This is a genomic window from Pseudomonas sp. C9-3, assembly GCF_032392015.1.
GTDB lineage: Bacteria > Pseudomonadota > Gammaproteobacteria > Pseudomonadales > Pseudomonadaceae > Pseudomonas > Pseudomonas nitroreducens.
Genome location: NZ_CP135919.1, coordinates 3960525 through 3979605, shown reverse-complemented (window position 1 = coordinate 3979605; position 19081 = coordinate 3960525). Strand labels below are relative to the sequence as shown.

The window sequence follows — 19081 nt, the reverse complement described above, 5'->3', positions numbered from 1 at the left end:
TGACCTGAGTCATATATCCAGGCGCCAACAAGACTTCGTACTCAGAGGCAACAATCCAGGATTGACGCGGGTTTCAAGGGTGTTCTTGCGGCGGGTTGTCGCAGGCTCTGGCAATTTCGGGACGCAGTTGCAGGGGGGCGTAGGAGCGGACTTCGTCCGCGATCGATTCCGCATCGCACCCCAGGCCAATCGCGGACGGAGTCCGCTCCCACGAAACGATCTGAAGTTCGGTGCCGTGTGGTTCGCGAGCAAGCTCGCTCCTACAGGTGGGCGTCGGCTTTTGTGTAGGAGCGAGCTTGCTCGCGAACCCGACCCGCTCAATCGCGCAGGGGCGACTGTGGATCGAGCAGCGAGGTGCGGATGAAGTGCAGGTAGCTGCACACGCGGCGCAAGGGCGAGGAATCGAAGTGCGGCGGGCGGCGATCGTCGGTAGTGCGGGTCGCGTGGATCGCGTGCTCCACGGCAGCCAGCGCACGCTGGCGGTTGCTCTCGCTGGGCTGGATGAACAGCCGGATCAGCGCCCGGCCCAGCGCGCGGATGGCCCGGCGCCAGGGCATGCGCTCGGCGTACCAGGGCTCTTTCGGCAGGGCCTCCTGCTCGCGGCGCAACTCGATGATCGACAGGCCGATCTCCTGCACCTGGAAGGTCCAGCGCAGCAGCCGGCGTTGCACGTCCGGGCGGCCTGTGGATAACCCATACGCCTGGTTCAGCAGGTCGCGGGTGCCACTCTCGAAATTGGACGACAGGCCCTTCAGAGGATCGCTGATCACCCGTACTACGCGCAGGCGCAGCTCGGCTTCCAGGCGCTCCCACAACCATGGCCGGTTGGGTGGCAGGATGACGATCGCCGCGACCACTGCCATGCCCATCGACAGCAGCATCGCCAGGTATTCGTTGATGAAGGTGTAGGCATCGTAGCGCGCCAGGTTCGCCGGCAGCGAGGCGATGCAGAACCACACCAGCAGGCCGACGCCGTAGCCGCTCCATTTCGGCCGGGTGATCAGGAAGGCGCCGAGGGCGAACACCGGGGCGAGCACGAAGCACAGCAGCGGGAAGCCGTCGATATGCGGTAGCACGCGGAAGGTGAGGATGAAGCCCAACGTGGCGCCCAGCAGCGTGCCGAGGGTCAGTTGCAGCGACAGGCGCTTGGGATTGGGTGAGGCGGAGGAGAGCGCTGCGATCAGTACCGAGGTCAGCGCGAAGGTGGCGCCGCTGAGCCAGGACGTTTCGATCCAGAACACACCGCCGACGATTACCAACAGCGCGCAACGGAAGCCCGCGACGGCGGCGGCAAGCGCATTCGCCTTGGGCGTGAAGCGCTCCTTCCACTGCTCGCGCTCGTGCTTGTGCGCGGCGAGCGAGGCGTGGGTCTGCGCATAGTTGTGCATGTCGTCGACGAAGCGGAACAGCAGCTCGGCGGCGGTCTCGAAATCCAACTGGTCGGCCTCTCGCGGGCAGGTGTGGCCGAGGCTGGCACGGGCTTCGCGGATGCGCGGCATCAGGTGATGCTTGCACAGTTCGAGCTGCACGCTCAGGCGCTCGGCATCCGCTTCGGCGAGTGGCCGGCCGTGCCAGCTGGCGAGCAATTCGCTGACATCGATCAGGCAGGGCATCAGCACTTCCAGTACATTGCTGGCCTGCCGCTCGCGCAGGCGGTCGAGCAGGCGCTGCAAGGCGTGGAAGCGCGTCGTCAGCTGCATGAACTCGCTGTTCAGCCGCGCCAGGCGGCCGCTGCGCAGGCGCATGTGCGGGTCTTCGAAGGCGGTGACGTTGCGCAGGCTTTCCAGGCCCACGACCTCGGCGGCGATGCGCGCGCTGGCCTGTTCGAAGCGCTCGCGTTCCAGCGTGCCGTTGAGGCCGGCGCTGGCGAGGCCGGCGAAGTCACCGAAGCGAGTGTTCAGCGCATTGCGCAGGGCGGCGGTGCTGGTCTGCGGTAGCACGACGGCGCTGACCACCCCGGTGCAGAGAATCCCCAGGGTGATCTCGATCACCCGCCACAGCGCCTGCATGAAGGCGCCTTCGGGGTGCAGCGTGGCGGGAATGCCGATCATCACGGCGGTGTAGCCGGCCAGCAGGCAGGCATAGGCGCGGAAGTCGCGATAGCGTGCCGCACCGGCGGTGCACAGGCCGACCCAGATCGCCACGCAGAGCAGGAACAGCACGCGCTCCTGGGCGAACAGGGCGATGAAGGTGACCATCACCGTGAGCCCGGCCAGCGTGCCGAGGATGCGGTAGAAACTCTTTGCCAGCACCTGGCCGCTCTGCGGCTGCAGCACGATGAAGGCGCTGACCAGCACGGTATTGGGCTGCGGCAGCTCCAGACGGTAGGCCAGCCACAACGCCGTGAAGGCAGTGATCAGCGTCTTGAGGATGAACATCCAGGTAACGCCATCGGTGTGCGCCCAGTCGGACAGGGCGAAACGCACCGCGGCGGCCTTGGGCAGGCGCACGGACAGACTGCTCATCAGGCTTATCTCGGCAGGCGGTGGTCGGGCTGGATCGGGCCTTGAGGACCCTGTAGTTCGAGGTGCAGAGGAGTGGGAGGCACGTTGCACGAAAGGCGGAGCACGGGTGCGAATCCTGGGGTGTCGCGGTAGACCGCGTTGGGGACGGCGATTCTAGAAGTGCGCCGGGGGGCAGGATAAGCTGACGGTTGGATGAATTATTGTTGCCTGAAAGGACAATAATCCCGTCGCGACAGGTATGCGACAATTCGCCGCCTGTCATGAATCTGTAACAAGGCGTTGCTCGTCCGAGCGCCGTTGCAGAGGCCGCCCGCCGTGGCGTGGACAGGCTCTCAGGAGAAATGATGGACCTGCTGCACAACATGCGTGCTTTTGTCTGTGTCGCCGAGACCGGCAGCTTCACTGCTGCCGCCCAGCGCATGGACCTCACCACCGCGTACGTCTCGCGGACGGTGGCCAAACTCGAAGCGCACCTGCGTACCCGCCTGCTGCACCGTACTACCCGCCGCATCGCCCTCACCGAAGCCGGCCAGCGCTACCTGCAGCGCTGCCAGCAGATCCTCGGTTACATCGAGGAAGCCGAGGCCGAAGCAGGCGATGCCCACGCCCGGCCCCACGGCAAGGTGAAGGTGCATGCCATGACCGGCATCGGCCAGCACTATCTGATCCGTGCGATCTCGCAGTACTGCGAGATCTACCCGGAGGTCACCTTCGACCTGACCCTGGCGAACCGCATCACCGACATCCTCGACGAGGGCTACGACATCTCCGTGGTTATCGCCCAGGAGTTGCCGGACTCGGGCTTCGTCTCCAAGCGTATCGGCAAGACCTACAGCGTGCTCTGCGCATCCCCCGAGTACGTGGCGCGCCAGGGCATGCCCAAGAAGCTTGCAGAGCTCACCGATCACCGTTGCCTGCGTCTGGTGAACTCGGTGATGTCGCTGGACAAGTGGCTGTTCGACGGCCCCGATGGCCAGGAAATGGTCGGCATCAACCACAGCCACTTCCAGGTCAACACCGCCGACGCCATGACCGAAGCGGTACGCGCCGGCATGGGCATCGGCGCGCTGCCGGTGTATTCCGCCGTGCAAGGGCTCAAGGATGGCAGCCTGGTGCGCGTGCTGCCCGACTACAGCCTGTTCCACCTGAATGTCTACGCGCTGTACCCGTCGCGCCAGTACCTCGACGCGAAGATCCGTACCTGGGTGGAGTTCCTCCGTGACTGTGTGCCCGGCATGCTCGAGGAACACGAGCGGATGATGCTCGAGCACCGTACGCGGGTGCCGGGCTGACGCGCCATCCCGCAGCCTTGAGCCGCTGATCCTTTCCGCGCCCGGCCCCTGCCGGGCGTTTCTTTTCGTATCTGGCGTTCCGTTTTTTCGAACGCGGCTTTGGGAAAAGATGAATTCTCCGAACGCCAGCATTTGCGTCAGTCTCCCTGCGAGCCTGTTCCCAGGCTCACCTCGCAAGCACAAGAACAAATTGAGGGTGACGCGATGTTTGGATCGAGGCTCGGATCGACAGGGCGGGCGTTGCTCGCCGTCCTGGCGTTGGCCTGCGCTACTGCCACACAGGCTGCCGATGAACCGCAGGCTGCCAAAGAACCGACTGTTCATGAACCCATAGTGATCAAGTTCGCCCACGTGGTCGCCGAGAACACGCCCAAGGGGCAGGGCGCGCTGATGTTCAAGCGCCTGGCCGAAGAGCGCCTGCCCGGCCGGGTGCGCGTGGAGGTCTACCCGAACTCCTCGCTGTTCGGTGACGGCAAGGAAATGGAAGCCCTGCTGCTGGGCGACGTGCAGATGCTTGCGCCGTCCCTGGCCAAGTTCGAGCAGTACACCAAGAAGGTGCAGATCTTCGACCTGCCGTTCCTCTTCGACGACATCCAGGCCGTCGACAACTTCCAGCGCAGCCCACAGGGCCAGAGCCTGCTGACCAGCATGCAGGGCAAGGGCATCCTCGGCCTGGCGTACTGGCACAACGGGATGAAGCAGCTGTCGGCCAACCGCCTGCTGCTGGAGCCAAGCGATGCGCGGGGGCTGAAGTTCCGCGTGCAGGCCTCGGATGTGCTCAACGAGCAGTTCCGCACGCTGCGCGCCATCTCCCGCAAGATGTCCTTCGCCGAGGTCTACCAGGGCCTGCAGACCGGCGTGGTGAATGGCACCGAGAACACCTGGTCGAACTACGAGAGCCAGAAGGTCAACGAGGTGCAGAAGTACTTCACCGAGTCCAACCACGGGCTGGTGGACTACATGGTGATCACCAACGCGAAGTTCTGGAACGGCCTGCCGCCGGACATCCGCGACGAGCTGCAGAAGATCATGGCCGAGGTCACCGTGCAGGTGAACCTGGAAGCCGAGCGCCTGAACCGTGACGCCCGCCAGCGCATCCTCGCCAGCGGCGGCAGTGAGATCCACGCGCTCACCGCGCAGCAGCGCGCCGAGTGGCGCGAGGCGATGCAGCCGGTGTGGCAGAAATTCCGCGACAACGTCGGCGCCGATTTCCTCCAGGCCGCCGAAGCCTCCAATCGTCCCCATTGATCCGTCCGGCCCCGCCGGATGGCGGGGCTTTCTGGAGCTTATTCCATGAATCGACTCGTGCGCGTCTGGAACCACTTCGAGGAGGGCGCCATCGCCTTCCTGCTGGCGACCATGACGCTGGTGACCTTCGTCTACGTGGTGATGACCAACGTCTTCACCCTGTTCTATGACCTGGGTGATCGCCTGCCCGCCGTGCAGGCACCGTTCTATGCCATCGGCGATGCGATCCTCGGCGTCGCCCAGGACATGTCCTGGAGCAACGCGCTGACCAAGGCCCTGTTCGGCTGGCTGATCTTCTTCGGCATCGCCTACGGCGTGCGTACTGCCGGCCACCTGGGCGTGGACGCGCTGGTGAAGCTGGCGCCGCGCCCGGTGCAACGTTTCATCGGTGTGCTCGCCTGCCTCTGCTGCCTGGGCTACGCCTGGCTGTTCATGGTCGCCAGCTTCGACTGGGTGAAGACGTTGTTCATCGCCGGCATCGGTGCGGAAGACCTCGACCACTTCGGCATCCTCCAGGCCTACATCGCGGTGATCGTGCCCATCGGCTTCGGTCTGGTGCTCCTGCGTTACTTGGAAATCCTCGTCAACCTGTTGCGCGGCCGCCAGCTCGGCCTGGGCCTTGCCGACGAGGCTGCGGAGGCCTCGAAACTGGCTGGCGAAGAAGCCGCGGAGAACCGTCCATGACCGTGATGATGCTGTTCCTCCTGCTGTTCGTCTTCATGTTCATCGGCGTGCCCATCGCCATTTCCCTGGGGCTTTCCGGCGCACTGACGATCCTGCTGTTCAGCCCGGACTCGGTGCGCTCGCTGGCGATCAAACTGTTCGAGACCTCCGAGGCCTACACGCTGCTGGCGATCCCGTTCTTCCTGCTTTCCGGCGCGTTCATGACCACCGGTGGCGTGGCGCGCCGGCTGATCGATTTCGCCAACGCCTGCGTCGGCCACATCCGTGGCGGCCTGGCGATTGCCGCGGTGCTGGCGTGCATGCTGTTCGCCGCGTTGTCTGGTTCGTCGCCGGCAACGGTGGCGGCGGTGGGCTCGATTGCGGTAGCCGGTATGGTGCGCTCGGGTTACCCGCGCGAGTTCGGCGCCGGGATCATCTGCAACGCCGGGACCCTGGGCATCCTGATCCCGCCGTCGATCGTCATGGTGGTGTACTCCGCCGCCACCGAGACTTCGGTGGGCAAGCTGTTCGTCGCTGGCGTGGTGCCGGGCCTGCTGCTGGGCGTGATCCTGATGGTGGTGATCTACATCGTCGCGCGGGTGAAGAATCTTCCGGCACAGCCGCGCGCCAGCCTGCGCGAGTGGCTGTCTGCTGCACGCCGTGCCGGCTGGGGGTTGCTGCTGCTGGTGATCATCCTCGGTGGCATCTACTCCGGGCTGTTCACGCCGACCGAAGCGGCGGCGGTGGCGGCGGTCTATTCGGCCTTCGTCGCGCTGTTCGTCTACAAGGACATGCGCCTGCGCGACTGCCCCAAGGTGCTGGTGGAGTCGGGGCGGTTGAGCATCATGCTGATGTTCATCATCGCCAACGCCATGCTCTTCGCCCACGTGCTGACCACCGAGCAGATTCCCCAGCAGATCACCGAGTGGGTGATGCAGGAAGGGCTGACGCCGATCGGCTTCCTGCTGATGGTCAACGTGGTGCTGCTGGTGGCCGGCAGCTTCATGGAGCCCTCGGCCATCGTGCTGATCCTGGCGCCGATCTTCTTCCCCATCGCCATGCGCCTGGGGATCGACCCGATCCACCTGGGGATAGTCATGGTGGTGAACATGGAGATCGGCCTGGTCCATCCGCCGGTGGGGCTCAATCTGTTCGTCACCTCCGCAGTCACCGGGTTGCCGCTGGGCTCGACCATCCGCGCGGCGCTGCCGTGGCTGATGATCCTGCTGCTGTTCCTGATCCTGGTGACCTACGTGCCCTACATCTCGCTGGCGTTGCCGCACGCGCTGGGCATGTGACAGGTTGTCGCGGCCCCATGGCAGTAGGAGTTATGGGGCTCATCACTACGACTAAGGATTGGTAAGACCATGGTCGTATGGTTCGGGGAAGGGTGTCGCCGTTACAACTTAGGGCAACAAAAACAACACTCTTCACCGAGGTAAAACGCCATGACAGCGGCATCCGTGTACCCCGTGCGTCCCGAAGTGGCCGCGACCACTCTGACTGACGAGGCCACCTACAAGAAGCTGTACCAGCAGTCGGTGGTCAATCCCGACGGCTTCTGGCGCGAACAGGCCCAGCGCATCGACTGGATCAAGCCGTTCACCAAGGTCAAGCAGACCTCGTTCGATGACCACCACGTGGACATCAAGTGGTTTGCCGACGGCACCCTGAACCTCTCCTACAACTGCCTCGACCGCCACCTGGCCGAACGCGGCGACCAGCTCGCTATCATCTGGGAAGGCGACGATCCTTCCGAACACAAGGAAATCACCTACCGCGAGCTGCACGAGCAAGTCTGCAAGTTCGCCAACGCCCTGCGCGGCCAGGACGTGCACCGTGGTGACGTGGTGACCATCTACATGCCGATGATCCCGGAAGCCGTGGTCGCCATGCTGGCCTGCGCCCGCATTGGCGCGATCCACTCCGTGGTGTTCGGTGGCTTCTCTCCCGAAGCGCTGGCCGGCCGCATCATCGACTGCCGTTCCAAGGTGGTGATCACCGCCGACGAAGGTCTGCGCGGCGGCAAGAAGACCCCGCTCAAGGCCAACGTCGACGACGCGCTGACCAATCCGGAAACCAACAGCGTGCAGAAGATCATCGTCTGCAAGCGCACCGGCTCGAACATCAAGTGGAACCAGCACCGCGACGTGTGGTTCGAGGACCTGATGAAGGTCGCCGGCTCCACCTGCGCGCCGAAGGAAATGGGCGCCGAGGACCCGCTGTTCATCCTCTACACCTCCGGCTCCACCGGCAAACCCAAGGGCGTGCTGCACACCACCGGCGGCTACCTGGTCTATGCCTCGCTGACCCACGAGCGCGTGTTCGACTACCGTCCGGGCGAAGTCTTCTGGTGCACCGCCGACATCGGCTGGGTCACCGGCCACACCTATGTCGTCTACGGCCCGCTGGCCAATGGCGCGACCACCGTGCTGTTCGAGGGCGTACCGAACTACCCGGACATCTCCCGCGTTGCGAAGATCGTCGACAAGCACAAGGTCAACATCCTCTACACCGCACCGACCGCCATCCGCGCCATGATGGCCGAGGGCAAGGCCGCAGTCGAAGGCGCCGACGGTTCCAGCCTGCGCCTGCTGGGTTCGGTCGGCGAGCCGATCAACCCGGAAGCCTGGCAGTGGTACTACGAGACGGTCGGCCAATCGCGCTGCCCGATCGTCGACACCTGGTGGCAGACCGAGACCGGCGCCTGCCTGATGACCCCGCTGCCGGGCGCCCACGGCCTGAAGCCGGGCTCCGCCGCCAAGCCGTTCTTTGGCGTGGTGCCGGCGCTGGTGGACAACCTGGGCAACATCCTGGAAGGGGCTACCGAGGGCAACCTAGTGATCCTGGACTCCTGGCCGGGTCAGGCGCGCACCCTGTACGGCGACCACGACCGCTACGTGGACACCTACTTCAAGACCTTCAAGGGCATGTACTTCACTGGCGACGGTGCCCGTCGTGACGAGGACGGCTACTACTGGATCACCGGCCGCGTCGATGACGTGCTGAACGTCTCCGGCCACCGCATGGGTACCGCCGAGATCGAGAGCGCCCTGGTGGCCCACCCGAAAGTCGCCGAGGCGGCGGTGGTTGGCGTACCGCACGACATCAAGGGGCAGGGCATCTATGTCTACGTCACCCTGAATGCCGGTGAGGAAACCAACGAGCAACTGCGTCAGGAACTGCGTGCCTGGGTGCGCAAGGAAATCGGCCCTATCGCCACTCCGGACGTGATCCAGTGGGCGCCCGGCCTGCCGAAGACCCGCTCGGGCAAGATCATGCGCCGCATCCTGCGCAAGATCGCCACGGCCGAGTACGACACCCTGGGTGACATCTCCACCCTGGCCGATCCGGGTGTGGTTCAGCACCTCATCGACACGCACCAGGCCATGCGCGCGGCCTGATCTGCGGCTCCATGAAAAACGCCCCGCTTGCCGGGGCGTTTTTCATTTCTGCGTTTTGGCTTTTCGTAGGAGCGAGCTTGCTCGCGAACGCATGACGCCGAGCCAATCCGGTTCGCGCGCAAGCTCGCTCCTACAGTGTGCTTCCTGCCCACCGGTAACATTTCCCTGCGACAAAATGAGGCGCCAGGAAACAATTCGCACAGCTTCGGTGCGACTTTTCTGTCTCCGCGGAATGAGTCAATATCGCGCACCCCGCGCAGGACCTGGAGTCGGGTGCTTGTGGCCCAATTTCTGCAAGTAAATTGGGTTTTACTACTCGCTTTCAGATCACGTAAAATCCGCGCCGTCAAGCCGCCGGGGCTCTGTCTCCGGCGCTTCTATAATTACTTGTCGCATTGAAGAAATAACCGCTCCGGGGCTGTCGCTAGAATGCCGCTCACCCCGGTAGGCGCGCTTTTCACAAGAATCGCGCCGGCAATGCGCAGACGAACAATAACCTTCACTTCTGCACGGGCAGCCTGGGCCAACCCCTTTCTCCTGCCAATCGAAGTCCTACCCTCGAAGGAGTTACTGATGAAGAAGTTTGCACTTCTCGGTGCGCTGGCCCTGTCCGCGCTTTCCCTGGTTGCCCACGCTGACGACAAGCCGGTCCGCATCGGCATCGAAGCCGGTTATCCGCCTTTCTCCTTCAAGACTCCTGACGGCAAGCTCGCCGGTTTCGACGTGGATATCGGCAACGCACTGTGCGAAGAGATGAAGGTCAAGTGCACCTGGGTCGAGCAGGAGTTCGATGGCCTGATCCCGGCGCTGAAGGTCCGCAAGATCGACGCCATTCTCTCGTCCATGACCATCACCGACGAGCGCAAGAAGTCCGTCGACTTCACCAACAAGTACTACCACACCCCCGCGCGCTTCGTGATGAAGGAAGGCGTGACCCTGAACGACCCGCTGGTCGACCTGAAGGGCAAGAAGGTCGGTGTGCTGCGCGCTTCGACCCATGACCGCTACGCCACCGATGTCCTGGCCCCGGCCGGCATCGAAGTGGTGCGCTACAACTCGCAGAACGAAGCCAACATGGACCTGGTCTCTGGCCGCATCGACGCGACCATGGCCGACTCGGTCAACCTCGACGACGGTTTCCTGAAAACCGACGCCGGCAAGGGCTACGCCTTCGTAGGTCCGGAATACAACGATCCGAAGTACTTCGGTGGTGGCGCCGGTATCGCCGTGCGCAAGGGCGATACCGCCCTGGCCGAGAAATTCAACGCGGCCATCGCCGGCATCCGTGCCAACGGCAAGTACAAGGAAGTACAGGACAAGTACTTCAAGTTCGACGTCTACGGCGAGAACTGATCCACGTCCAGAAGTGGCACAGACCCAGGCCCGGTCCTGATGTTTGTGCCACTTTTTTATTGGGGGTGATCCGTCAGGTGGCGGGCGCCCTGCAGCGTCCGTGCGGTTGCGGGCGGCTTCCGGTCTAGAGGTGCGAAACTATGTTCAATGGCTACGGAGCCACCATCGTCGATGGTGCCTGGCTGACGCTTCAGCTGTCCCTGCTGTCGATGGCCCTGGCAATCGCGTTGGGCCTGCTCGGCGCGGCCATCCGCCTGTCGCCGGTGAAGTGGCTGGCCTGGTGCGGCGACCTCTATTCCACCGTGATCCGCGGCGTGCCGGACCTGGTGCTGATCCTGCTGATCTTCTACGGCGGCCAGGCTGCGGTGAACTGGGTCGCGCCGATGGTCGGCTATGACGACTACATCGATCTCAACCCGTTCGCCTCTGGCGTCGGCACCCTGGGCTTCATCTTCGGCGCCTACCTGTCCGAAACCTTCCGTGGCGCCTTCATGGCGATCCCCAAAGGGCAGGGCGAGGCCGGCTTCGCCTATGGCATGAGCCCGCTACAGGTGTTCTTCCGCATCCAGGTGCCGCAGATGATCCGCCTGGCCATTCCGGGCTTCACCAACAACTGGCTGGTGCTGGTCAAGGCCACCGCGCTGATCTCCGTGGTCGGCCTGCAGGACATGATGTTCAAGGCCAAGCAAGCCTCGGACGCCACCCGCGAACCCTTTACCTATTTCCTCGCCGTGGCGGCGCTGTACCTGGTGGTGACCAGCGTTTCCCTGGTGCTGCTGCGCATGCTCGAACGCCGCTATTCGGTCGGCGTGAAAGTCGCCGAGCTTTGAGACCGGGAGCCTGATCATGATCTTCGACTTCTCCGTCATCTGGGACAGCCTGCCGCTCTACTTCAGCGGCCTGCTGGTGACCCTCAAGCTGTTGGCCATCTCGCTGTTCTTCGGCCTGCTCGCGGCGGTGCCGCTGGCGCTGATGCGCTGTTCGAAGAACCCGGCGGTGAACCTGCCCGCCTGGCTCTACACCTACGTGATCCGCGGCACCCCGATGCTGGTGCAGCTGTTCCTCATCTATTACGGCCTGGCGCAGTTCGCCGTGGTGCGCGAAAGCTTCCTCTGGCCGTGGCTGTCCAACGCCACCTTCTGCGCCTGCGCCGCATTCGCCATCAACACCAGCGCCTACACCGCCGAGATCCTCGCCGGCAGCATTCGCGCCACGCCGCATGGCGAAATCGAAGCGGCCAAGGCCATGGGCATGTCGCGCCTGAAGATGTATCGCCGCATCCTGCTGCCCTCGGCCCTGCGCCGCGCGCTGCCGCAGTACAGCAACGAAGTGATCATGATGCTGCAGACCACCAGCCTGGCGTCCATCGTCACCCTGGTGGATATCACCGGCGCCGCGCGCACCGTGTACTCGCAGTACTACCTGCCGTTCGAGGCGTTCATTACCGCCGGCATCTTCTACCTGATCATGACCTTCACCCTGGTGCGCCTGTTCAAGCTGGCCGAGCGCCGCTGGCTGGCCTATCTCGCGCCGCGCAAGCACTGAGGAAACGACCATGGAACGTATCGATCATCTGCTGCCGTGGAGCAGCCTGGGCAGCGAACGTCGCCTGAGCGTATTCCGCTACGGCAAGGGCCCGCGCAAGGTCTATATCCAGTCCAGCCTGCACGCCGACGAGTTGCCGGGCATGCGCACTGCCTGGGAGCTCAAGCAGCGCCTGGCCGACCTCGAGTCGCGCGGGCAACTGAACTGCGTTGTCGAACTGGTGCCGGTGGCCAACCCCATCGGCCTGGGCCAGACCCTGCAGGCCAGCCATCTGGGCCGTTTCGAGTTCGCCAGCGGGAAGAACTTCAACCGCGATTTCGTCGAGCTGAGCGCTCTGGTTGCCGAGCGTGTCGGCGAAAAGCTGGGCGCTGACGAAGCCGCCAACGTCGAGCTGATCCGCCAGGCCATGCGCGACAGCCTCGATGCACTGCCGCCGGCCTCGTCCGAGCTGCAGGGCATGCAGCGCATCCTGCTGCGCCACGCCTGTGATGCCGAGGTCGTACTCGACCTGCACTGCGACTTCGACGCCGCTATCCATGTCTACGCGATCCCGCAGCACTGGCCGCGCTGGAAGTCCCTGGCCGCGCGCCTGAAGGCGGGCGTGGCGCTGCTCGCCGAAGATTCCGGCGGCAGCTCCTTCGACGAGTCCTGCTCGCTGCCCTGGCTGCGCCTGGCGCAAGCGTTCCCGCAGGCAGCGATTCCGCTGGCGTGCCTGGCGACTACCGTTGAGCTGGGCGGCGTAGGCGATACCCGCGTCGACCAGGCGCAGGACAATTGCGAAGCCATCCTCGGCTTCCTGGCCGAGCAGGGCCTGATCGCCGGCGACTGGCCGGCGGCTCCGGCCGAGTGCTGCGAAGGCATGCCCTTCGAAGGTACCGAATACCTCTACGCGCCCCACGTCGGTGTCGTGAGCTACCTGCGCAAGGCGGGGGAGTGGGTGGAGAAGGGCGACGCGCTGTTCGAAGTGGTCGACCCGCTGAACGACAAGGTCAGCACCGTACGCGCCGGGACCTCCGGCGTGCTGTTCGCCATCGAGCGTGGGCGCTACGCCCAGCCAGGGCTTTGGCTGGCCAAGGTGGCCGGGCGTGAGCCGTTCCGCAAGGGCCGGCTGATCAACGACTGAATTCGAGAACCGACACCATGTACAAACTTGAAATCCAGGACCTGCACAAGCGCTACGGCACCCACGAGGTGCTCAAGGGCGTCTCCATGGCGGCCAAGGCAGGCGACGTGATCAGCATCATCGGCTCCTCCGGCTCGGGCAAGAGCACCTTCCTGCGCTGCATCAACCTGCTGGAGCAGCCCCACGCCGGCAAGATCCTGCTCAACGGCGAAGAGCTCAAGCTCACCCCGAACAAGGACGGTGCGCTCAAGGCCGCCGATGCCAAGCAGCTGCAGCGCATGCGCTCGCGCCTGTCGATGGTGTTCCAGCACTTCAACCTGTGGTCGCACATGAGCGCCCTGGAGAACGTCATCGAAGCGCCGGTCCATGTGCTTGGCGTGTCGAAGAAAGAGGCGCTGGAGAAGGCCGAGCACTACCTGGCGAAAGTTGGTGTGGCGCACCGCAAGGACGCCTATCCCGCACACATGTCCGGCGGCGAGCAGCAGCGCGTGGCGATTGCCCGTGCGCTGGCGGTCGAGCCGGAAGTGATGCTGTTCGACGAGCCGACTTCGGCGCTCGACCCCGAGCTGGTCGGCGAAGTGCTGAAGGTCATGCAGGACCTGGCGCAGGAAGGCCGCACCATGGTGGTGGTGACCCACGAGATGGGCTTCGCTCGCGAGGTCTCCAATCAGCTGGTGTTCCTGCACAAGGGTCTGGTGGAAGAGACGGGCTGCCCGAGGGAAGTCCTCGCCAATCCGCAATCGGAACGCCTCAAGCAGTTCCTTTCCGGCAGCTTGAAGTAAGCTGTCTGTCATTCGCACCGTTGGGTAAACCTGCCGCATGACCGCACAACGCATCGGATTCCTGCTCTGGCCGCACACGCGGGCGCTGACCCTCGCGCTGGCCGAGGAGGCCCTGCGGGTCGCCCGCCGGCTGCACCCTGAAGCGCTCTACGAACCGGTGTTCATGAGCGCCGAGCCGGTGGCCGAAGCGGATGGCTGGCGCCTGCCGGGGCAGTCCTGGAACGGTGTGCTGGAACAGTGCCAGCGTATCTTCCTGGTCGCCGACGAGATTCCCCAGACGGTCTCCGCGCCGCTGGGCGCCGTGCTCAAGCAGCTGTCGCGCAGTGGCGTGAGCATTGGCGCGCTGTCCGCCGGCATCTACCCGCTGGCGCAGCTCGGCCTGCTCGATGGTTACCGCGCCGCCGTGCACTGGCGCTGGCACGACGACTTCACCGAGCGTTACCCCAAGGTCATCGCCACCAACCACCTGTTCGAGTGGGATCGCGACCGCCTGAGCGCCTGTGGCGGCATGGCGGTGCTCGACCTGCTGCTGGCCGTGCTGTCCCGCGACCACGGCGCGGAACTGGCTGGCGCGGTATCGGAAGAGTTGGTGGTGGAGCGCATCCGCGAAGGCTCCGAACGCCAGCGCATCCCGCTGAAGAACCGCCTCGGTTCCAGCCACCCGAAGCTCACCCAGGCGGTGCTGCTGATGGAGGCGAACATCGAAGAGCCGCTGACCACCGACGAGATCGCCCAGCATGTGTGCGTCTCGCGCCGCCAGCTGGAGCGCATCTTCAAGCAATACCTGACCCGCGTGCCGAGCCAGTACTACCTGGAACTGCGCCTGAACCGCGCGCGGCAGATGCTCATGCAGACCAGCAAGTCGATCATCCAGATCGGCCTGTCCTGCGGCTTCTCCAGCGGCCCGCACTTCTCCAGCGCCTACCGCAACTTCTTCGGCGTGACCCCGCGCGAAGACCGCAACCAGCGCCGCGGGCAGGGCGTTGCCGAAGCCGCACCGGTCGCCGCTGAACGCGGCTGACTTTCTTACTCCTGTAGGGCGAGTAACCTGGAACAGGTTATCCGCCGTTCTTGGCACGGCGGATAACGCTGGCGCGTCATTCGCCCTACAGACCTACGGTAGGAAATCGCCCAATTCTGCCCGTGCCGTGGGGATGAGGGCTTCGAGGACTTCCAGCGGAACATCTTGCTGAAACAGGTTCACGACGTATCGTTTGTTTTCGTCGTCCCGGAATATTTCCAGAATCGGCACATTGTTGATGCAGCACTCCAGTCCCAGCCCGTCTCGTGGGTTCATGTCGGAGGCGAATTGAATCCCGTATTCGATTCCATTGATCAGCATGGTTCTTCCATCCATTGGTAGTAAGTGCTAGCGCCGTGGGGCAAATAGCCTGGGGTAGGTTAGCCGCCGTTCGCTGCACGGTTTATAGCTGTGATTCGCCTTTATGTAGGAGCGAGCTTGCTCGCGAACCGCCTGACGCCGGTGTGGCCGGTAAGAGCGTTCGCGAGCAAGCTCGCTCCTACATGAAAAGCCGCTCCCGTCTTATTCCCGTTTCGCTCCTTCGCCGAGCGAACAAATTCCACGCGCGTTGGTACCCGCAGCAGTTCGCAGGCCTTACACTGCGCCTTCCCGACGCTTTCTGTCGCATTTCCGTAAGCCTCGGCAATTCGCGGGTTGGCGCTATAACAAGTTGTCGCATGGCGGCAATGACGGCCCGCTGATCGTCCCTACAATCCATTCATCGATAGCCGCCTCACCAGGCAGGAGAACACCGATGTCCGCTCCGCAAGCTCAGGTCCAACGCTCCGACTTCGACCAGGTCATGGTTCCCAACTATTCGCCGGCGGCTTTCATTCCGGTGCGTGGCGAAGGCTCGCGAGTCTGGGATCAGAGCGGCCGAGAGCTGGTGGACTTCGCGGGTGGTATTGCGGTGAGCTCGCTGGGTCACACCCACCCGGCGCTGATGCAGGCGCTGACCGAGCAGGCCGGCAAGATCTGGCACGTCTCCAACGTGTTCACCAACGAGCCGGCCCTGCGCCTGGCCAAGAAGCTGATCGACGCCACCTTCGCCGAGCGCGTGTTCTTCGCCAACTCCGGCGCCGAGGCCAACGAGGCCGCGCTGAAACTGGCTCGCCGTTACGCCCATGACGTCCATGGCCCCGAGAAGTACGAGATCATCTCGATGGTCAACAGCTTCCATGGCCGCACCCTGTTCACCGTCAACGTCGGCGGCCAGGCCAAGTATTCCGATGGTTTCGGCCCGAAGGTCGAAGGCATCACCCACATTCCGTTCAACGACCTGGAAGCCCTCAAGGCAGCCATCTCCGACAAGACCTGCGCCGTGATCATCGAACCGGTGCAGGGCGAGAGCGGCGTGCTGCCGGCCGACCAAGCCTACCTGGAAGGCGTGCGCAAGCTGTGCGACGAGAACAATGCGCTGCTGATCTTCGATGAAGTGCAGAGCGGCTTCGGTCGTATCGGCTACCTCTACGCCCACCAGTACTACGGCGTGAACCCGGACATCCTCTCCAGCGCCAAGGGCCTGGGCGGCGGCTTCCCGATCGGCGCCATGCTGACCACCGCGAAGATCGCCGAGCACCTGGTCGTCGGCACCCACGGCACCACCTACGGCGGCAACCCGCTGGCGTGTGCGGTCGCTGGCGCCGCCTTCGACGTGATCAACACCCCGGAAGTGCTCGAAGGCGTAAAGGCCAAGCACGAGCGCTTCAAGGTCCGCCTGGAGAAGATCGCCGCCGAGTACGGCATCTTCACCCAGGTGCGCGGCATGGGCATGCTGATCGGCGCGGTGCTCAACGACGCCTTCAAGGGCAAGGCCAAGGACGTGCTCAACGCCGCCGAGAAGGAAGGCGTGATGGTCCTGCAGGCCGGCCCGGACGTGGTGCGCTTCGCGCCCAGCCTGGTGATCCCGGACGCCGACATCGACGAAGGCCTGGATCGCCTCGAGCGTGCCATCGCCAAGCTGACCCGCGGCTGATCCCCCGGCTACGCTGAATCGGCGGGGCCTGCGCCTCGCCGTTTAGCCGGCCGGATCGTCCCGGCTGGTGCTTTCGAATGCCCTGATGAGTGCGGCACGGGTTGTGTCGCGCCTGCCAATCACGAATTTTGTCTGGTTAGAGGAGTGACGCCATGCTGGTGATGCGCCCCGCCCAAGTGGCCGACCTGCAGCAAGTGCAGCGTCTCGCCGCGGACAGCCCGGTCGGCGTCACGTCGCTGCCGGACGACGCGGAACGCCTGCGCGAGAAGATCCTCGCCTCGGAGGCCTCGTTTGCCGCCGAAGTGAGCTTCAACGGTGAAGAAAGCTATTTCTTCGTGCTGGAAGACACCGACACCGGCCGGCTGGTCGGCTGCTCGGCCATCGTCGCCTCGGCGGGTTTCTCCGAGCCGTTCTACAGCTTCCGCAACGAGACCTTCGTGCACGCTTCCCGCGAGCTGAAGATCCACAACAAGATCCACGTCCTCTCGCTGTGCCACGACCTTACTGGCAACAGCCTGCTGACCAGCTTCTACGTCGAGCGCGAGCTGGTGAACACGCCGATCGCCGAGCTCAACTCCCGTGGCCGCCTGCTGTTCATGGCCAGCCACCCGGAGCGCTTCGCCGACGCGGTGGTGGTGGAGATCGTCGGCTACAGCGACGAGCAGGGCCAGTCGCCGTTCTGGAACGCCATCGGGCGCAACTTCTTCGACCTCGACTACACCGAGGCCGAGAAGCTCTCGGGGCTGAAGAGCCGCACCTTCCTCGCCGAACTGATGCCGCATTACCCGATCTATGTGCCGCTGCTGCCGGATGACGCGCAGGAGGCCATGGGCCAGGTGCATCCGCGCGCGCAGATCACCTTCGACATCCTGATGCGCGACGGCTTCGAATCCGACAACTACGTCGACATCTTCGACGGCGGCCCGGCACTGCACGCGCGCACCTCGGGCATCCGTTCCATCGCTCAGAGCCGCCAGGTGCCAGTGCGCATCGGTGAAGGTGGCAAGGGCAATCGCGGTTACCTGGTGACCAACGGTCAGTTGCAGGATTTCCGCGCCATCGTCGTCGAACTCGATTGGGTACCGGGCAAGCCCGTGACTCTGAACCAGCAAGCCGCCGAAGCCCTGGGCATCGGCGAGGGCGCCAGCGTGCGCCTGGTTGCGATCTGAGGGGAGAGAGCATGATCGTCCGTCCCGTAACCAGCGCCGACCTGCCGGCTCTTTTCGATCTGGCGCGCAGCACCGGCACCGGCCTGACCACACTGCCGGCCAATGAACAACGCCTGCAGCACCGCGTGAACTGGGCCGAAAAAGCCTTCCGCGGCGAGGCCGAGCGCGCCGATGCCGACTACCTGTTCGTCCTCGAAAACGACGACGGCAAGGTGGTGGGGATTTCCGCCGTCGCCGGTGCTGTTGGCCTGCGCGAGCCCTGGTACAACTACCGCGTCGGCCTGACCGTCAGCGCCTCGCAAGAGCTGGGTATCCACCGCGAAATTCCCACGCTGTTCCTGGCCAACGACCTCACCGGCCAGTCCGAGCTGTGCTCGCTGTTCCTGCATGCTGACCATCGCGCCGGCCTGAACGGTCGTCTGCTGTCCAAGGCGCGCTTCCTGTTCATTGCCGAGTTCCGCGAGCTGTTCGGCGACAAGGTGATCGCCGAGATGCGCGGCATGTCCGACTCGGCTGGCCGTTCGCCGTTCTGGGAAAGCCTGGGCCGGCATTTCTTCAAGATGGAATTCAGCCAGGCCGACTACCTGACCGGGGTGGGCAACAAGGCCTTCATCGCCGAGCTGATGCCCAAGTTCCCGCTCTACAGCTGCTTCCTCTCCGAGGATGCGCGTGAAGTGATCGGCCGCGTCCACCCGGACACCGAGCCTGCGCTGGCCATGCTCAAGGCCGAGGGCTTCAGCTACCAGGGTTACGTCGACATCTTCGACGCCGGCCCCGCCATCGAGGCGCCGACCGAGAAAATCCGCGCCATCGCCGACAGCCAGAACCTGGTGCTGGCCATCGGCACGCCGGGCGATGACGCCGAGCCCTTCCTGATCCACAACCGCAAGCGCGAGGAGTGCCGCATCACCGCCGCGCCCGCGCGCCTGGCCGCTGGTTCGCTGGTGGTCGACGCGCAGACTGCCAAGCGCCTGCGCCTGTCCGCCGGGGCCTCGGTCCGCGCGGTGCCTCTCTCCGGAAAACGCAACTGACGCCGCCCGG

Annotated in this window: 16 protein-coding genes; 14 read left to right on the top strand and 2 right to left on the bottom strand. The window is 64.4% G+C overall.

The genetic code is table 11. From position 1 onward, the window contains the following. Window positions 1–317 precede the first annotated feature (317 nt). On the bottom strand, window positions 318–2465 hold the full coding sequence (locus RS899_RS18005; protein WP_315807725.1) for an FUSC family protein: 2148 nt from the start codon (window positions 2463–2465) through the stop codon (window positions 318–320). Window positions 2466–2809: 344 nt separating this feature from the next. Here RS899_RS18005 and RS899_RS18000 point away from each other — a divergent pair, with 344 nt between their 5' ends. The 11 genes from RS899_RS18000 to argR all read left to right on the top strand — a co-directional run bounded on the left by RS899_RS18000 (window position 2810) and on the right by argR (window position 14896). Then, entirely contained in the window at window positions 2810–3757 is a 948-nt protein-coding gene (locus tag RS899_RS18000; RefSeq protein ID WP_054907232.1) for a LysR family transcriptional regulator, read from the top strand. 204 nt (window positions 3758–3961) lie between these two features. After that, window positions 3962–5005: a TRAP transporter substrate-binding protein gene (locus RS899_RS17995; protein ID WP_313463465.1), complete on the top strand. Its 1044-nt coding sequence runs from the start codon at window positions 3962–3964 to the stop codon at window positions 5003–5005. 45 nt (window positions 5006–5050) lie between these two features. Next, complete coding sequence (locus RS899_RS17990; RefSeq protein WP_315807724.1) at window positions 5051–5689, top strand: TRAP transporter small permease; 639 nt, start codon at window positions 5051–5053, stop codon at window positions 5687–5689. Further along, the gene (gene dctM / locus RS899_RS17985) at window positions 5686–6966 is read left to right on the top strand and encodes a C4-dicarboxylate TRAP transporter large permease protein DctM (RefSeq protein WP_054907235.1); all 1281 of its coding nucleotides are present in this window, start codon (window positions 5686–5688) and stop codon (window positions 6964–6966) included. Before RS899_RS17990 ends, dctM begins: the two co-directional genes overlap by 4 nt. 150 nt (window positions 6967–7116) lie before the next feature. Continuing rightward, a complete protein-coding gene (gene acs / locus RS899_RS17980; RefSeq protein ID WP_045210102.1) occupies window positions 7117–9072 on the top strand; it encodes an acetate--CoA ligase in 1956 nt (651 codons plus the stop codon). 573 nt (window positions 9073–9645) lie between these two features. Beyond that, entirely contained in the window at window positions 9646–10425 is a 780-nt protein-coding gene (locus RS899_RS17975) for an ABC transporter substrate-binding protein (protein ID WP_054907237.1), read from the top strand. 140 nt (window positions 10426–10565) lie between these two features. After that, window positions 10566–11255 (top strand): ABC transporter permease, encoded by a 690-nt coding sequence (locus RS899_RS17970; RefSeq protein ID WP_054907238.1) that lies wholly within the window; start codon window positions 10566–10568, stop codon window positions 11253–11255. Window positions 11256–11271: 16 nt separating this feature from the next. Continuing rightward, window positions 11272–11970: an ABC transporter permease gene (locus RS899_RS17965; protein WP_037017106.1), complete on the top strand. Its 699-nt coding sequence runs from the start codon at window positions 11272–11274 to the stop codon at window positions 11968–11970. Window positions 11971–11980: 10 nt separating this feature from the next. Next, window positions 11981–13093: a succinylglutamate desuccinylase/aspartoacylase family protein gene (locus RS899_RS17960; RefSeq protein WP_054907239.1), complete on the top strand. Its 1113-nt coding sequence runs from the start codon at window positions 11981–11983 to the stop codon at window positions 13091–13093. A 17-nt stretch (window positions 13094–13110) separates the two neighbouring features. Further along, on the top strand, window positions 13111–13875 hold the full coding sequence (aotP, locus tag RS899_RS17955) for an arginine/ornithine transport ATP-binding protein AotP (protein ID WP_024766334.1): 765 nt from the start codon (window positions 13111–13113) through the stop codon (window positions 13873–13875). Between the two features lie 37 nt (window positions 13876–13912). Continuing rightward, on the top strand, window positions 13913–14896 hold the full coding sequence (gene argR / locus RS899_RS17950; RefSeq protein WP_315807723.1) for a transcriptional regulator ArgR: 984 nt from the start codon (window positions 13913–13915) through the stop codon (window positions 14894–14896). Between the two features lie 93 nt (window positions 14897–14989). Here the strand turns inward: argR and RS899_RS17945 are convergent, their stop codons facing one another. Next, a complete protein-coding gene (locus RS899_RS17945; protein ID WP_315807722.1) occupies window positions 14990–15217 on the bottom strand; it encodes a hypothetical protein in 228 nt (75 codons plus the stop codon). Between the two features lie 433 nt (window positions 15218–15650). Here RS899_RS17945 and RS899_RS17940 point away from each other — a divergent pair, with 433 nt between their 5' ends. The 3 genes from RS899_RS17940 (at window position 15651) to astA (ending at window position 19071) form a co-directional block, all read left to right on the top strand. Then, window positions 15651–16871, top strand: coding sequence for an aspartate aminotransferase family protein (locus tag RS899_RS17940; protein WP_169940019.1), 1221 nt, complete (start codon window positions 15651–15653; stop codon window positions 16869–16871). A gap of 152 nt (window positions 16872–17023) precedes the next feature. After that, a complete protein-coding gene (gene aruF / locus RS899_RS17935) occupies window positions 17024–18040 on the top strand; it encodes an arginine/ornithine succinyltransferase subunit alpha (RefSeq protein ID WP_054907242.1) in 1017 nt (338 codons plus the stop codon). A gap of 11 nt (window positions 18041–18051) precedes the next feature. Next, window positions 18052–19071 carry an arginine N-succinyltransferase gene (gene astA, locus RS899_RS17930; protein ID WP_315807721.1) on the top strand — a complete coding sequence of 340 codons (1020 nt, stop codon included), beginning with the start codon at window positions 18052–18054 and terminating at the stop codon, window positions 19069–19071. Window positions 19072–19081 lie beyond the last annotated feature (10 nt).

Excerpts from the sequence above, each read along its gene's own strand:
- dctM (WP_054907235.1), top strand. The coding sequence starts at position 5,686 with ATGACCGTGATGATGCTGTTCCTCCTGCTGTTCGTCTTCATGTTCATC.
- argR (WP_315807723.1), top strand. The coding sequence starts at position 13,913 with ATGACCGCACAACGCATCGGATTCCTGCTCTGGCCGCACACGCGGGCG.
- RS899_RS17945 (WP_315807722.1), bottom strand. The coding sequence starts at position 15,217 with ATGCTGATCAATGGAATCGAATACGGGATTCAATTCGCCTCCGACATG.
- RS899_RS17975 (WP_054907237.1), top strand. The coding sequence starts at position 9,646 with ATGAAGAAGTTTGCACTTCTCGGTGCGCTGGCCCTGTCCGCGCTTTCC.
- RS899_RS18000 (WP_054907232.1), top strand. The coding sequence starts at position 2,810 with ATGGACCTGCTGCACAACATGCGTGCTTTTGTCTGTGTCGCCGAGACC.
- RS899_RS17995 (WP_313463465.1), top strand. The coding sequence starts at position 3,962 with ATGTTTGGATCGAGGCTCGGATCGACAGGGCGGGCGTTGCTCGCCGTC.
- RS899_RS17940 (WP_169940019.1), top strand. The coding sequence starts at position 15,651 with ATGTCCGCTCCGCAAGCTCAGGTCCAACGCTCCGACTTCGACCAGGTC.
- RS899_RS17990 (WP_315807724.1), top strand. The coding sequence starts at position 5,051 with ATGAATCGACTCGTGCGCGTCTGGAACCACTTCGAGGAGGGCGCCATC.
- astA (WP_315807721.1), top strand. The coding sequence starts at position 18,052 with ATGATCGTCCGTCCCGTAACCAGCGCCGACCTGCCGGCTCTTTTCGAT.
- RS899_RS17960 (WP_054907239.1), top strand. The coding sequence starts at position 11,981 with ATGGAACGTATCGATCATCTGCTGCCGTGGAGCAGCCTGGGCAGCGAA.
- RS899_RS17965 (WP_037017106.1), top strand. The coding sequence starts at position 11,272 with ATGATCTTCGACTTCTCCGTCATCTGGGACAGCCTGCCGCTCTACTTC.
- acs (WP_045210102.1), top strand. The coding sequence starts at position 7,117 with ATGACAGCGGCATCCGTGTACCCCGTGCGTCCCGAAGTGGCCGCGACC.
- aotP (WP_024766334.1), top strand. The coding sequence starts at position 13,111 with ATGTACAAACTTGAAATCCAGGACCTGCACAAGCGCTACGGCACCCAC.
- RS899_RS18005 (WP_315807725.1), bottom strand. The coding sequence starts at position 2,465 with ATGAGCAGTCTGTCCGTGCGCCTGCCCAAGGCCGCCGCGGTGCGTTTC.
- RS899_RS17970 (WP_054907238.1), top strand. The coding sequence starts at position 10,566 with ATGTTCAATGGCTACGGAGCCACCATCGTCGATGGTGCCTGGCTGACG.
- aruF (WP_054907242.1), top strand. The coding sequence starts at position 17,024 with ATGCTGGTGATGCGCCCCGCCCAAGTGGCCGACCTGCAGCAAGTGCAG.